Below are 14,397 nucleotides of genomic sequence, written 5' to 3'. Positions count from 1 at the left end.
TACAATATTTCTACGTTACTTTGGTTGTTTTCTGCTTTTTTAAGGAAAAGGGCATGCTTATGCTTGCATGCAGAACACCAGACGGTCGCCTTCGCTGAGTTCGGGATGGTAAGTGAACCCTTCCCAGGTGAAAGCCTTGAGCTGCTCGGGATCTTCTATCCGGTTGCGGATGATGAAGCGGGTCATTTCGCCGCGGCACATTTTGGCATACACCACGACGGTGGTCGGCTTTCCGTTCTTCAGAGTATAAAACTCGGGAGTGATGACACGCACGGAACTTTCCACTTCCTTCCAGTGGAACAGGTCTTTCATTTCGGCACTGGCCAGATTGACCAGGATGCCGCCCTGTTCCTGAATCTGGCGGATGAAGCATTCGGTGAGCCGTGGGCGCCAGTGTTCAAATATGGTTTCGCGGCTTCCTTCTTCTGCCGGAACGCTGCCTTCAAGACGATAGTTGCGGATGAGGTCGAGCGGACGCACCAGTCCGTAGAGAAAAGAGGTGATGCGCAGATGCTCCTGGGCAAAGGCAAAATCATCGGCAGTGAAGTCCTGAGGAGCGATGCGCTTGAAGACCATTCCCGTGTATGAGAGCAGAGCCGGAAGCGGGCGGTTGGTTTCGGAATAGAAATCGTGATAGCGCAGACAATTCTGTGCGGCCAGTTTGGGATTGACATGAAGGAGGCGTCCCATTTCGACCGTATCGAGAGCTGCCATGCGGGCCACCTGCCGCTGCACTTCTTCCGGAAAGAGTGGTTCGGTGGTGAAAGGAACGGCCACTTTGGTACGGGCTGTCATCGTTTTGGCGCAGGAAATAAATGTGAGCATAATCGGTTTTTGTTTTTAATTTCAGGTTTCTGTTTGCTGCAATAAAGGATTATCGCTGCAAAGATAGGAAAGCATGGGTAAAAGAGAAAACACCGGTTGCATTTTATCTTAGAAATGTTGCATGAAACATTTGTTGCATGAAATGTAACATTTGTGTTATACCCCTTGTAATCATTCTGTTACCTTTGTGACACGAAACAATCAATCAACCTAAAAACATTTGTATTATGAACGCAAGAAAACCCTTATTCCTTTTGTCAGCTGCTCTGATGTCAGCTGCTTTTACTGCCTGTGTGCAGACTAAAGAGAACATTCGTCTGGAACATGTAAACGACACAACCACAATCGTACATATTCAAAATCCATCGAAGTATCTGTTGCTTCCGGTTCAGGAAACTTCGGCCGAAGGTAAGGTAAAACTGGACACCGGCAATCCTGCCGACATGGCCATGGACGTGCGTCTGGCTGTAGACAGCGCCGACTATTTCGTTCCTTTTGAATTGCCGGAAGGAGCCGACGAGGCAACCGTCGTGATCGGTAAGGTAAACAAGAATGCCGCCTGCTGGAATCTGATCGAAATGTCGGATACCTTCGATGTAACCAACACCGATTATTATCGTCCGCTGTATCACCACACACCGCTCTACGGCTGGATGAACGATGCCAACGGACTGGTATATCAGGACGGAGAGTATCATCTGTATTATCAGTACAACCCTTATGGTTCTCTGTGGGGCAACATGCACTGGGGCCACTCAGTGAGCAAGGATCTGATGCATTGGGATCATCTGAAACCCGCCATCGCCCGCGACACACTGGGACATATCTTTTCCGGTAGCGTGGTTGTAGACAACAAGAACAGCGCCGGATTCGGCAAGGATGCTCTGATTGCCTTCTACACTTCCGCCAGCGACGAGCACGGACAGATTCAGTGTATGGCCTACAGCAATGACAAGGGACGCACCTACACCAAGTACGAAGGAAATCCTATTCTGACTCCTTTTGACGGTTTGAAGGACTTCCGCGATCCGAAAGTCTTCTGGTATGAGCCGGCCCAGAAGTGGTACATGATTGTATCGGCCGATAAGGAGATGCGTTTCTATTCGTCTTCCGACATGAAAGAATGGAAGTATCTGAGCGGTTTCGGAAAAGGATACGGTGTGCAGCCGAACCAGTTTGAGTGCCCCGACTTCGTACAGTTGCCGGTAGACGGTGATCCGAACAAGAAGAAATGGGTGATGATTGTAAACATCAACCCGGGCTGTCTGTTCGGCGGTAGCGCTACAGAATATTTCGTAGGTGATTTCGACGGAACCACTTTCGTATGCGACAACAAGCCGGAGACAACCAAATGGCTGGATTTCGGTAAGGATCATTACGCAACCGTATGTTTCTCCAATACCGGCGACCGCGTCGTGGCTGTGCCTTGGATGAGCAACTGGCAGTATGCCAACCTGACTCCGACCAAGCAGTTCCGCGGCATCAACGCGTTGCCTCGTGAATTGTCGCTCTACACTCAGAATGGTGAGATCTATATGGCCGCCAATGCTGCCAAGGAGGTACAGGCTCTGCGTAAGGAAACCCGCGATCTGGGTTCTTTCGAGGTAGAGAAGGAACAGATTACAGACAACCTGCTGGCCGACAACAAGGGCGCTTATGAGCTGGAGATGGACATCACTCCGGGAAATGCTTCCAAGGTAGGTATCGAATTGAGCAACGCAAAGGGTGAGCACACTACAATTTATCTGGACTTGAAGAGCGGACGCGCCGTGATGGATCGTACGGAAAGCGGTATCACAGACTTCGGCAAGAAAGCTGTTCCGCATGAGAAGGAAACACACGACCATCGCAAAACTAATTCTATCAATTATAAGGATGACTTCGCACTGGCTACCTGGGCTCCACTGTCTTTGTGCGCCGGAAAGACTTATCATCTGAATGTATTTGTGGACAAGTGCTCTGTAGAACTCTTTGTAGACGGCGGACGTATTGCCATGACCAATCTGGTGTTCCCAACCGAAGTGTATAATACTCTGAAGTGCTTTGCCGAGGGTGGTAAGGCTGCTTTCGGACAAGTCAAGGCCTATCGCCTGAGCCTATAAAAACATCGGTTGCCTGTATCAATAATGTATAAACTTAAAGATTATGACTTCTGACAATCAAGTTAAGATATTCCGACTCGTCCCGGTGATGCTCTGTTTCTTTGCCATGGGATTTGTCGATCTGGTGGGCATTGCCTCCAATTACGTGAAATCGGATTTGCAGCTGACGGACGCCGAAGCAAATATCTTCCCTTCGCTGGTGTTCTTCTGGTTCCTGATCTTCTCGGTGCCTACGGGCATTCTGATGAACCGCATCGGTCGTAAGAAGACCGTGTTGCTCAGTCTGGTGGTGACCTTCGTGTCCCTCCTGCTGCCGATCTTCGGCGAGAGCTACCTGTTGATGCTCTGTTCCTTCTCCTTGTTGGGAATCGGAAATGCGCTGATGCAGACCTCTCTGAACCCGTTGTTGAGTAACATCGTGACCGGAAACAAGCTGGCGAGCAGCCTTACTTTCGGACAGTTCGTCAAGGCCATTGCCTCATTCCTTGCTCCGTATATCGCCGTGTGGGGAGCCACCGGTGCCATCCCGGCTTTCGGATTGGGATGGCGGGTACTGTTCCCGGTTTATATGGTCATCTCTATTCTGGCTGTATTCCTGTTGGCCTCCACACCGATTGAGGAAGAGGAGCAGGACCGTGCTTCCGGTTTCAAAGACAGTGTGTCGCTGTTGGCCCGTCCGTTTGTACTGTTGTCATTCCTCGGCATCATGTGTCATGTGGGAATCGATGTCGGTACCAACACCACCGCTCCGAAGATTCTGATGGAGCGCCTGAGCATGAGTCTGGCCGAGGCCGGCTTCGCCACAAGCCTCTATTTCATCTTCCGTACGGCAGGCTGTCTGCTCGGTTCGTTTATCCTGCAGAAAATGTCGTCTAAATCCTTCTTTGGATTCAGTGTGATGATGATGCTCTTTGCCATGGCCGGTCTGTTTGTCTTTGAAGACAAGGCGATGATCTACGTGTGCATTGCGCTGATCGGTTTCGGAAACTCCAATATCTTCCCGATCATCTTCTCTCAGGCACTGTTGCATGTGCCCGACAAGAAGAACGAAGTGTCCGGTCTGATGATTATGGGTCTGTTCGGCGGTACCGTGTTCCCGTTGGCCATGGGTGTGGCCAGCGACGCTGTAGGACAGAGTGGAGCTGTGGCCGTGATGACTGTGGGAGTGATTTATTTGTTGGCATATACCTTTAAAATTAAAAGATAAATTAGGAAATGGAAAAAAATATAGTTGTCGGTATGGGTGAGGCACTTTGGGATGTGCTGCCCGAAGGAAAGAAAATCGGTGGCGCTCCTGCCAATTTCGCCTATCATGTATCGCAGTTCGGACTGAACAGCAAAGTGGTGAGTGCTGTGGGCGAAGATAAACTGGGAGCTGAGATCCTGGAGAATCTTCAGGCCAAGAAACTGAAGATGCAGATCGAAACAGTGCCTTATCCCACCGGAACCGTTCAGGTGGAACTCGATGCCGAAGGAGTGCCCTGTTACGACATCAAGGAAGGTGTGGCCTGGGACAACATCCCATACACCAAGGAACTGGATGAATTGGCCCATCAGGCCTGTGCCGTATGTTTCGGTTCGCTGGCTCAGCGCAGCGTGGTGTCACGCAACACCATCAACGCTTTTCTCGATGCCATGCCTCACGATGCCAATGTGTTGAAGATCTTTGATATCAACTTGCGTCAGAGCTTCTACACCAAGGAAATCCTGTGCAACTCTTTCAAAAGATGCAACATCCTGAAGATAAACGACGAGGAACTGGTTACCGTGAGCCGTATGTTCGGTTATCCGGGCATCGACCTTCAGGACAAGTGCTGGATTCTTTTGGGCAAGTACAACCTGAAGATGCTCATCCTGACCTGTGGCGTGAACGGAAGCTATGTGTTCACACCGGGCGAGATGTCGTTTGTAGAAACTCCGAAAGTGGAGGTGGCCGACACGGTAGGAGCCGGCGACTCGTTTACCGCAGCCTTTGTTGCGGCAATCCTGAGCGGCAAGACCGTGCGCGAGGCACACGAACTGGCAGTGGAAACTTCAGCCTACGTTTGTACGCAGAACGGAGCCATGCCAGAACTTCCTGCTGAATTGATTAACAGACTCAAATAGGTTTCTGGTTTTAGGTTATGATGATTTGTAGCGGCATTGTTTTGCGACAATGCCGCTTTTTTTGTCGGTAGGCATATCCGAGAATTCAAAAAATCTGCTTATATTTGTTTAATACATCAAACAAACTGGAAAACCAAAATGAATTTGAAATCTATATTTTTCGGAAAACTGCTTTTGTGTGGCGGATTTCTGTTGACTTTGGCCTCCTGTGAGCCTGCTGAAGCCGAATACGTAATCGGCGTGTCGCAGTGCAGTCAGGATGAATGGCGCACGCAGATGAATCGGGAGATTATGCGCGAATCCCTGTTCTTTCCCGGAGTGGAGGTGAAAATCACGTCGGCCAACGACGATAGCCGCAAGCAGATTCAGGATATAGACTCTCTGCTGAAACAGGGAGTGGATTTGCTGGTGGTGGCTCCGAACGAAGCCGAAAGCATGACACCGATTATCGAAAAGGCTTATCGCTCCGGAACGCCGGTCGTGTTGGTCGACCGCAAGACACATTCTTCGCGTTATACAGCTTATATAGGTGCCGACAATCGGGAAATCGGTCGCGGCATCGGAAACTATATCCAACAGCGTCTGGGTGGAAAGGGAAATATTGTAGAGCTCACGGGACTCACCGGTTCTACTCCCGCTACAGAACGGCATCAGGGAATGATGGAAGAACTGGCCAAAAGTCCCGGCATCGAGGTGCTGGCCACGGCAAGTGCCGGATGGCGGGAGGCAGATGCCGAGCGCGCTTTCGATTCCATCCTGACGCGTCAGCCTCATATTGATATGGTGATTGCCCAAAACGACCGTATGGCGCTGGGTGCATACGAAGCGGCCAAGAAGAGAAACCGTCACAAGGACATTCTTTTTGTGGGCGTAGATGCCCTTTCCGGTGCGGTGAATCTGGTGCGTGAAGGGGTGCTCGATGCTTCTTTCATTTATCCTACGGCCGGCGACAGCCTGTTGCAGCTGGCCATGCACATTCTCCGCGGTGAGCCTTATCAGAAAGAAAATATTTTGTCCACGGCATTGGTCAACAGTGAGAATGCCCGGGTGATGCAGATGCAGACCAAACATATTGAAACTCTGGATCGGAAAATCGAATATCTGGACCAGCAGCTGGATACCTTTCTGATGCGTTATTCTTCGCAGCGGATACTTTTGTGGGCTTGTCTGCTCATTCTGCTTCTGGCCGGAATGCTGCTTGTGATTCTGGTACGTGCCTTCTGGACCAAGAAACGGTTGAATGAAGAACTTTCGGCTCAAAAGACGAAACTGGAGGATCAGCGCGACCAGCTGATCGCACTGTCTCATCAGGTAGAAGAAGCCACACGTGCCAAGCTGGCCTTCTTTACCAATGTGTCGCACGACATCCGTACCCCGCTGACCTTGATCTCCGCTCCTGTGGAGCAGTTGCTCAAAAGCCGGAATCTGGATGAGCAGGAACATTTTCTGGTGAATATCATCCACAAGAATGTGACCGTGCTGCTGCGTCTGGCCAATCAGATTATGGATTTCCGGAAATATGAGAACGGCAAACTGACGCTCAATCTGTCGCGTTTCCAGTTGGGTACGGCTATGGCCGAGTGGGCCGACTCTTTCAAGGCGCTGTCTTACCGGAAGCACATCCATTTCTTGTGCCGGTTCGCTTCCGAGGAACAGACCGAGGTGGTGGCCGATGCCGAAAAACTGGAGCGTATTCTCTACAATCTGCTTTCGAATGCCTTTAAGTTTACCCCCGAGAACGGCACGGTAACCGTGGAGCAGGTATTTTTTGAGAAAGAAGGAAAGCGCTGGTTTCGTCTGACGGTGACCGACGATGGGGTAGGCATGTCGGCCGAACATGTGCAGCATATCTTCGACCGCTTCTATCAGATTGGGGTACATCCCGGAGGTTCAGGCATCGGATTGGCCCTGGTAAAAGCCTTTGTAGAATTGCATCACGGACAGATTCAGGTGGATAGTGATTCGGGTAAGGGCACCCGATTCTGCATTGAGATTCCGACGGAACAGGAGGGCGAAGTGCATTCTCTGGACACACTGCCGAGAAATACGCTCAACTTTAAGGAGGGGGCTATCCTGCAGGCCGAGCAGCACTCGTTGGTAGCTGCTCATGCCGAGGTGACCGGAAAGGAGAAAACCGTGCTGGTGATTGATGATGATCAGGATATACGGGCGTATGTTTCTTCGTTCCTGAAAAAAGACTATAATGTGCTCGAAGCTGCCAACGGACAGGAAGGTTTGCAGTTGGCTATGAAGTATGTGCCCGATGCGGTGGTGTGCGACGTGATGATGCCGGTGATGGACGGTATGGAGTGCTGTCGCCGGTTGAAACAGGAGTTGCAGACCTGTCATATCCCGGTGATGATGCTCACAGCCTATGACATGGCCGAACAGAAAATAAAAGGATATCAGTGCGGAGCGGACTCCTACATAGCCAAACCGTTCAGCGCTGAACTGTTGCAGGTGCGCCTGAGTAACCTGATTGAAAACCGCAAACGCCTGAAAGATTTCTTTGCAGAGGGGGCTTTGCCGCTGACTGACACGACGGAGGGACATGATCTGGATCAGGGCTTTGTAGAGAAATTGCGCACCTTGATTGCCCGCAACCTGCACCGTGCGGACTTTACGGTAGAGGAATTGGGCGAGAAGGTGGGACTGAGCCGGGTGCAGCTCTATCGTAAGACCAAATCTCTCTGTGGCTATCCACCTAACGAGCTGTTGCGCATGGCACGTCTGAAGAAAGCCGCTTCACTGCTGGCCTCTACGGAAAAGACCATTTCAGAGGTAGCTTTTGAGGTAGGATTCAATTCTCCGTCCTATTTTGCCAAGTGTTATCGCGAGTATTTCGGCGAGAATCCCACGGATTTCTTGAAACGCAAGAATCAGTCAGACCAGTAAACCTTTGTTTTTAATTTATATGAAATGTGCTATTTTTTTGTATTGTAAACAAAAAGGTGTAATTTTGTAGCGCATATATTCATGCATAATTGTAAAACTAATTCATTGCACAGAACTTTGCTCTGTGTCATGAATTAGTTTACAATGAGTGACATTTTAAGAATTTAAATAGCATAATTGCAAACTATGAACAGTTCTAGTTCTAAATTTGATTTCTGGTAAATTTAAAGAAATTTGAGATGGATGATTTAATGAAAGAGCCATTAGTATCTGTTATTGTACCTATATACAATGCTGAATCTTTTCTGGATGAGTGCATACAAAATGTAAAATCCCAAACTTACACTCATTGGGAATTGATTTTGGTAAATGATGGCAGTATTGATTCTTCGCTACAGATCTGTTATCGATATAGTGAGTCAGATTCAAGAATAAAGGTTGTCAATAAAGAAAATACAGGAGTTTCAGATTCCAGAAATAAGGCATTGGACATTGCTCAAGGAGATTTTGTAATCTTTTTAGATGCAGATGATTATTGGATAGACCCATGTTGTCTGGAGAAAATGCTCGTGAAAGCAGTCAGTGAGAATCTGGATCTTGTGCGTGGAGAGTATGTTGCAGTTGGGATGAAAGGAGAAAAATTATTCTCCCGGCATGCTTCAGAGCAAAAGATGAAATATGCTTATCGCGTATTGACCTCTTCTGAATTTCTGAACTATGTGATGACCGGAGAGTTTTTTTTGTTTCTTTCATTAATACGAAAATCCCTTTTAACTGATATTCGATTTGAAACGAATAGAATCTTTCTTGAAGATATGCGTTTTTATTCTTTGTTTTTTTTAAAAGAACCTCGTTGCATGTATCTTCCGGATTTAAGGTTTTATGCGTATCGAAAAAATGAGAATAGTGTTTCTTTTAGCATTAATCCTAAGAAGTTGGAAGATTCTTTCGATATGTGTGAATTTTTTCATGAGCGATCGTTGGAAACACAAGATAAGTTACTAAAAGGATTCTTTCAAGTTTCTAGTATTTCTATGTATTATTATACATTAGAAACACTGGCAGACAATATGTATTATGAGAATGCCAGAATCTATATAAAGAGGTTTTCTTTAAAGCAAAAACGGAAGTTGGTTTTATCCTGGATGCGAGATTATGGATATATTGAGAAATCAATAATTTATTATGTGAATCCATATCAGGGAGTTCTTTTGTTTAGATTAAGACATAGATTAGCGAAATTTAAAAATAGAGTTTTGAGATGCCTAAAGTTTCAATAATAATTCCAGTTTATAAAACAGAAGCATTTATAGAGAAATGTGCTCGTTCTTTGTTTGAGCAGACTTTTAAGGATATAGAATATATCTTTGTCAATGATGCTACGCCGGATAATAGTATTGATATCTTAGAAAAAGTGATATCTGAATATCCAGAAAGAAAAAACAATTGCTTTGTTGTAAATCATGCAAAAAATAAAGGATTAGCTGCTGCAAGGAATAGTGGATTGGCGGCAGCTACGGGTGAGTATGTGATTCATTGCGACAGTGATGATTGGATTCATCCTTCAATGATTGCTGACATGTATCATGCTGCGATAGAGCATCAGGCAGATATTGTTTCATGTGATTTTCAGATGGTATATGCGGATAAAACGGTTTATTATCAGACTACAGATTGGAATGAGGAAAAAAACTTGGCATTGAACAAATATATTGCTTCGGGCTGGACGGTTTTGGTTACTTTGTTAGTGAGAAGAGCTATATATGTACAGAATAAGTTGTCTTCTATGGAAGGATATTCATATTGCGAAGATTTTAACTTATCTGTAAAATTGTTATATCACGCGAATAAGATTGTACGTGTTCCTCATGCCTATTACTATTATTGGCAGAATGAGAAATCGATAGTGCACAACATGACAGAAAAAACAATGCATGATGAGCAAATAATGTATTTGGATGTAATCAACTACTTCAAGAAAAATAATGTTTATGAGATTTTTCAGGAACCACTTTGCTGGAGAATCTTAAAAAGTAAACAGGAATGGATCTTGAATACTCAGACTTACGATAAATTCTTAAGTTTACATCCCGAGAGCCATCAATATATATGGTCTTGTCCTTATCTCAACTTTAAATTGAAATTAATGATGTGGGGGGTAACGCATCATTTCTCACTTTTATCAAGATTTATGTTATTACTTAGACATTTGAGACATGGAAAATCGATTTGAATATTCTGCTGTTATTCGAACTTTAGGTACTGCTGGTGAGAAATATCAGAAGTTATTGAATTCGTTAAATTGCCAGACAATAAAACCTAAGCAGATACTTGTTTATATTGCTGAGGGTTATTCCATTCCTAAAGAAACAATTGGGTATGAACAATATATTTATGTAAAAAAAGGGATGGTATCTCAACGAGCACTGTCGTATGATGAGGTTGATTCTGAATATATTCTTTTTTTGGATGATGATTTATGTTTTCCATCAAATACCGTTGAAAGAATGTTCGCTTTGTTGCATGAAAATAATGCAGATGTAATTTCACCGGACATCTATCCCAATGCCAAGAGACCTTTTTTTCATGAGATGCTTATGACGTTGTCTGGACGAATGAGAGCCAGAAGGAACGACAGTTATTGGGGGTATAAAGTTATGAGAAATTCGGGCTATTCTTATAATAAATACCCGAGTAAAGAAGTCTATTGGTCACAGACAAATGCCGGTGCATGTTTTTTGTGCTCAAAGAAGGTTTTCTTGAGTATACAATTCTCGGAAGAGTTATGGATGGATAGCCAAAAATATGCTTTGGGTGATGATCAGGTCATGTTTTATAAGATGTATCTGTATGGATATAGAATTCTAACATGGTATAGACATGGTTTTGTCCATTTGGATGGTGGAAATAACATGGAAGAAAGCAAAAAAAAGAAACTCATTTATTCCGATTTCTTTTTTAAAACGGTTTTTTGGCATCGCTATATCTATATGCCTGATAAATCATTGTCTGGTAAGATGTTGAGTGTTTTTTGTATTTTATATACGTTTATCTTTGCTTTGTCAGTTTCGTTTCTGAAATTTGATTTTGAGATTATGAAATTGAAATATAAAGCTATAAATAGTGCTGTTTTTTTTATAAGAAGTAATGAATATAAAAGTATTCCATTAATAACTAAAGATAAATATAAAGTAAGCTGATAATTTTTATGAATATAGTTCCTATAGTTTTTTCTTTTGATAATAACTTTATACTTCCAGCCTGCGTTTGTATGTCATCATTGTTGATGAATGCAAAGAAAGATACCTTTTATGATATTTTCATTTTGCATTCACCTAATATTGAACTGGAAAAAGAACAATTGGATAAATTGTTAGTGTTTTATAAAAATTGTAGAATACAGTATCGGGCTGTTGATGATATATTTGAAAATTCTTTTGAGATTAGAGGGATTACCGTGGCAACTTATTACCGTTTATTAATTCCCGAAGTTATACCTGAATATGATAAAATTATTTATTCAGATGTAGATGTAATATTCCGTTCTGATTTATTTGAGATCTATATGAATACGGATTTGGAGAATGCATATGTCGCTGGGGTTAATGCCATGGTTCCCATGATTCCAGATATGAATTTGTATTATTCCAAACTTGAAAAGGCAGATCCTAATAATATTATATATGCTGGAAATATTATTTTAAACTCTAAAAAGATAAGAGAGGACAAATTAACATCGAAGTTTATAGAATTTGCTAATAAAAAATTTAAATTTCAGGATTTAGATGTTTTGAATATCGTTTGTTCTGGAAAAATAGTATATCTGGAACCGGAGTTCTGTTTAACAACTTATTTAAATGAGTTGTTTGTGAAAAAAAGAGAAACTGTTATAACACATTGGAGTCAAATACAAATAGAAAAGGCATTGTCAAATGGAATAATTCACTATAATGGACAGAAACCTTGGAAAGGCTTTTGTGTTAATTTCGATATATGGTGGGAATATTATCGTAAATCTCCTTTCTTTGATGAGAAGTTTTATTTTGATTTCTTTTATGATAAACTGAACGAATTGGATCAACTTCCTTTGTGGAAAAGAATTAAAATCTTGATCAGGTATTTTGTCTATGGAAAGAGAACCATATAAAGTTAGTGTCATTGTTCCGGTATATCATGTCGAAAAATTTATAGAGCGTTGCGTGATCTCTCTTTTTCGGCAGACTCTGGAAGATGTTGAATTTATTTTTGTAGATGATTCGACACCAGATCAGAGTATGGATCTTCTAATGAAGTTGATGGCGGAATATCCTCATAGAAAAGCTGATTGCGTCGTTTTGAAACATGAGTCCAATAGAGGGTTGCCAGCTGCCCGGAACACAGGGTTGGCAGTTGCACGAGGTAAATATATTTTTCATATGGACAGTGATGACTTTGCGGAGCCGGACATGTTGAAAGATTTGTATGCTGCTGCTGAGCAGCAGCAGGCCGATTTGGTTTGGAGTGACTGGTTTTTGTCTTATCAGGAAAAAGAGCGTTATATGCCGCAACCAAACTGCAAAACCCCAAAAGAGGCTTTAGAGGCTGTTTTATCCGGGACAATGAAATATAATGTTTGGAATAAGCTTATTCGAAGAAGTTTGTATGACGATCAGGGTATTCTTTTTCCAGAGGGATATTCTATGGGAGAAGATATGACGATAATCAAACTGATGGCTTGCGCAAAGAGTGTTGCTTATGTGCCGCAGGCTTATTATCATTATGTCCGGACCAATTCAGGAGCGATGACAGCATCATGGAGTGAAAAGCATTTGGCTGACATTAATCATAATGTTGATGAAACGATTGGTTTTATCAAAAGAAAGTTCGGAGAGAAGTTTGATCTTTTCTTGGAATATTTTAAATTAAGCATTAAATTGCCCTTGTTGATCTCCGATGATTTTCAGATGTACAGGTTATGGTCTGATTGGTATCAGGAATCCAACAGATTTATTTGGAAGAATAAGTCTGTCTGTTTTCGTACAAGAATCTTACAGTGGTTTGCTTGGAAGAAGCAGTATTGGGTGGTTTGGTTATATAATAAGGTAATGCAAGAATTTGTTTATAAATTAATTTTGGGTTATAAATGAGAAAAATGATCGGAATGCTGGTAGTGACGGTGATAACCAGCTTGTATTTTTTTCCAATAGAATTTACATTTCTGCCGGGAATAAATACAAAAATGATGTTGGCGGCTCTGGGTCTCGTTATATTGGGATTGAGAATGAGTCGTAGGGGTGATGCTACCATCGATAAGGATTTTTCTACTCTTAGCCTTTGGGCTTTGGGCGTTTCATTGGCGGGTTTTGCTGCAGTAGTATATAATAATACATATGACTACATGTATGCTACCTATATCATTTCCATGTGGGTATGGTGTGGAGGAGCTTATACCGTAGTTTCCTTGATTCGAGCTTTGCATGGCAAAGCATCTGTTGTATTAGTTGGAAATTATTTGGTGGCCGTATGTGTGATGCAATGTATTTTGGCGATGATCATTTCTTCCAGTCCTTCTTTTGAGCAATTGATAAATCGTTATGTGGCAGGTTTGGGTTTTGTGGATTTGAATACACTGAAGGAGACAAAACGATTGTATGGAATTGGAGCCAGTCTGGACGTTGCCGGAACTCGTTTTGCCGCCGTTCTGACTTTGATTGCTTATATGATGACTCATATTGATCTGGAAAAGAATAAATGGGCTTTATGGTCATATGTGGCTGCAATTTTTATTATTGGAGCAATCGGTAATATGATTTCCAGAACCACAACGATTGGAGTATTGGTTTGCTTGGCATATTTAGTCTATGAGGTACTGTTTCGGATGCGTGATGAAGCGTCACGAAAAAAACTTATAAGCATTTTTGCAGGTGGAACTGTTTTAGGATTAGGTATATCCGTATTCCTTTATCAGACCAATGCAGAAGTAAGGGAGAATTTCCGTTTTGCTTTTGAAGGCTTTTTCAGTTTGGCCGAAACCGGAAGGTGGGATGTTCATTCCAATGAAATTCTTAAAAACATGTTTGTTCTTCCGGATTCGTTTAAAACCTGGGTGATTGGGGATGGTTATATGGATAATCCATATTATTCAGATCCCTATTATATTGGACCGAAATGGGGCGGCTTTTATAAAGCTACTGATATTGGTTATTTGAGATTCATTTTCTATTTTGGTGTTGTTGGCTTAGGAATTTTCTGTGGTTATTTTATCAAATTGGGACAGATTCTGATGAACCGCTTTAAGCAGGAACATTTGATTTTCTTGATCCTGATTTCATTGAATTTCGTCTTTTGGTTAAAGGTTTCCACAGATATATTCGTGTTTTATGCCTTGTTTTTGATGATTGGCGAGCAGGAGAATGATGATTATAATCAGGTATGTTTGAGAAGTGAACAGGTAGAATGATGAAGATAGTTTATTGCGTGCATTCTGTAT

General features: G+C 43.2%; 11 protein-coding genes. 10 read left to right on the top strand and 1 reads right to left on the bottom strand.

Annotated features, from left to right (window positions below; all coding sequences use genetic code 11):
• Positions 1-57 precede the first annotated feature (57 nt).
• On the bottom strand, positions 58-825 hold the full coding sequence (locus DXA74_RS03075) for a YaaA family protein (RefSeq protein ID WP_118525357.1): 768 nt from the start codon (positions 823-825) through the stop codon (positions 58-60).
• 227 nt (positions 826-1,052) lie between these two features.
• Here DXA74_RS03075 and DXA74_RS03070 point away from each other — a divergent pair, with 227 nt between their 5' ends.
• The 10 genes from DXA74_RS03070 (at position 1,053) to DXA74_RS03025 (ending at position 14,367) form a co-directional block, all read left to right on the top strand.
• Positions 1,053-2,927 (top strand): GH32 C-terminal domain-containing protein, encoded by a 1,875-nt coding sequence (locus DXA74_RS03070; protein ID WP_118525356.1) that lies wholly within the window; start codon positions 1,053-1,055, stop codon positions 2,925-2,927.
• A 43-nt stretch (positions 2,928-2,970) separates the two neighbouring features.
• Entirely contained in the window at positions 2,971-4,134 is a 1,164-nt protein-coding gene (locus tag DXA74_RS03065) for an MFS transporter (RefSeq protein WP_118525355.1), read from the top strand.
• A gap of 8 nt (positions 4,135-4,142) precedes the next feature.
• A complete protein-coding gene (locus DXA74_RS03060; RefSeq protein WP_118525354.1) occupies positions 4,143-5,033 on the top strand; it encodes a carbohydrate kinase in 891 nt (296 codons plus the stop codon).
• A 138-nt stretch (positions 5,034-5,171) separates the two neighbouring features.
• Complete coding sequence (locus tag DXA74_RS03055) at positions 5,172-7,928, top strand: substrate-binding domain-containing protein (protein ID WP_118525353.1); 2,757 nt, start codon at positions 5,172-5,174, stop codon at positions 7,926-7,928.
• A gap of 239 nt (positions 7,929-8,167) precedes the next feature.
• Positions 8,168-9,208, top strand: a complete 1,041-nt coding sequence (locus DXA74_RS03050) for a glycosyltransferase family 2 protein (RefSeq protein ID WP_199666062.1) — start codon at positions 8,168-8,170, stop codon at positions 9,206-9,208.
• Positions 9,190-10,161 carry a glycosyltransferase family 2 protein gene (locus tag DXA74_RS03045; protein WP_118525352.1) on the top strand — a complete coding sequence of 324 codons (972 nt, stop codon included), beginning with the start codon at positions 9,190-9,192 and terminating at the stop codon, positions 10,159-10,161. The genes DXA74_RS03050 and DXA74_RS03045 overlap by 19 nt, the downstream gene beginning before the upstream one ends.
• Positions 10,145-11,128 carry a glycosyltransferase gene (locus DXA74_RS03040; RefSeq protein ID WP_118525351.1) on the top strand — a complete coding sequence of 328 codons (984 nt, stop codon included), beginning with the start codon at positions 10,145-10,147 and terminating at the stop codon, positions 11,126-11,128. Before DXA74_RS03045 ends, DXA74_RS03040 begins: the two co-directional genes overlap by 17 nt.
• An 8-nt stretch (positions 11,129-11,136) precedes the next feature.
• Positions 11,137-12,075 (top strand): glycosyltransferase family 8 protein, encoded by a 939-nt coding sequence (locus DXA74_RS03035; RefSeq protein WP_118525350.1) that lies wholly within the window; start codon positions 11,137-11,139, stop codon positions 12,073-12,075.
• Positions 12,056-13,054 (top strand): glycosyltransferase family 2 protein, encoded by a 999-nt coding sequence (locus DXA74_RS03030; RefSeq protein ID WP_118525349.1) that lies wholly within the window; start codon positions 12,056-12,058, stop codon positions 13,052-13,054. The genes DXA74_RS03035 and DXA74_RS03030 overlap by 20 nt, the downstream gene beginning before the upstream one ends.
• Positions 13,051-14,367, top strand: a complete 1,317-nt coding sequence (locus DXA74_RS03025; RefSeq protein ID WP_118525348.1) for a hypothetical protein — start codon at positions 13,051-13,053, stop codon at positions 14,365-14,367. Before DXA74_RS03030 ends, DXA74_RS03025 begins: the two co-directional genes overlap by 4 nt.
• Positions 14,368-14,397 lie beyond the last annotated feature (30 nt).

This window comes from Bacteroides sp. OF04-15BH (assembly GCF_003477995.1).
Lineage (GTDB): Bacteria > Bacteroidota > Bacteroidia > Bacteroidales > Bacteroidaceae > Paraprevotella.
The sequence above is the reverse complement of the archived record's forward strand: the minus strand, read 5'-3'. Positions and strand labels throughout refer to the sequence as shown.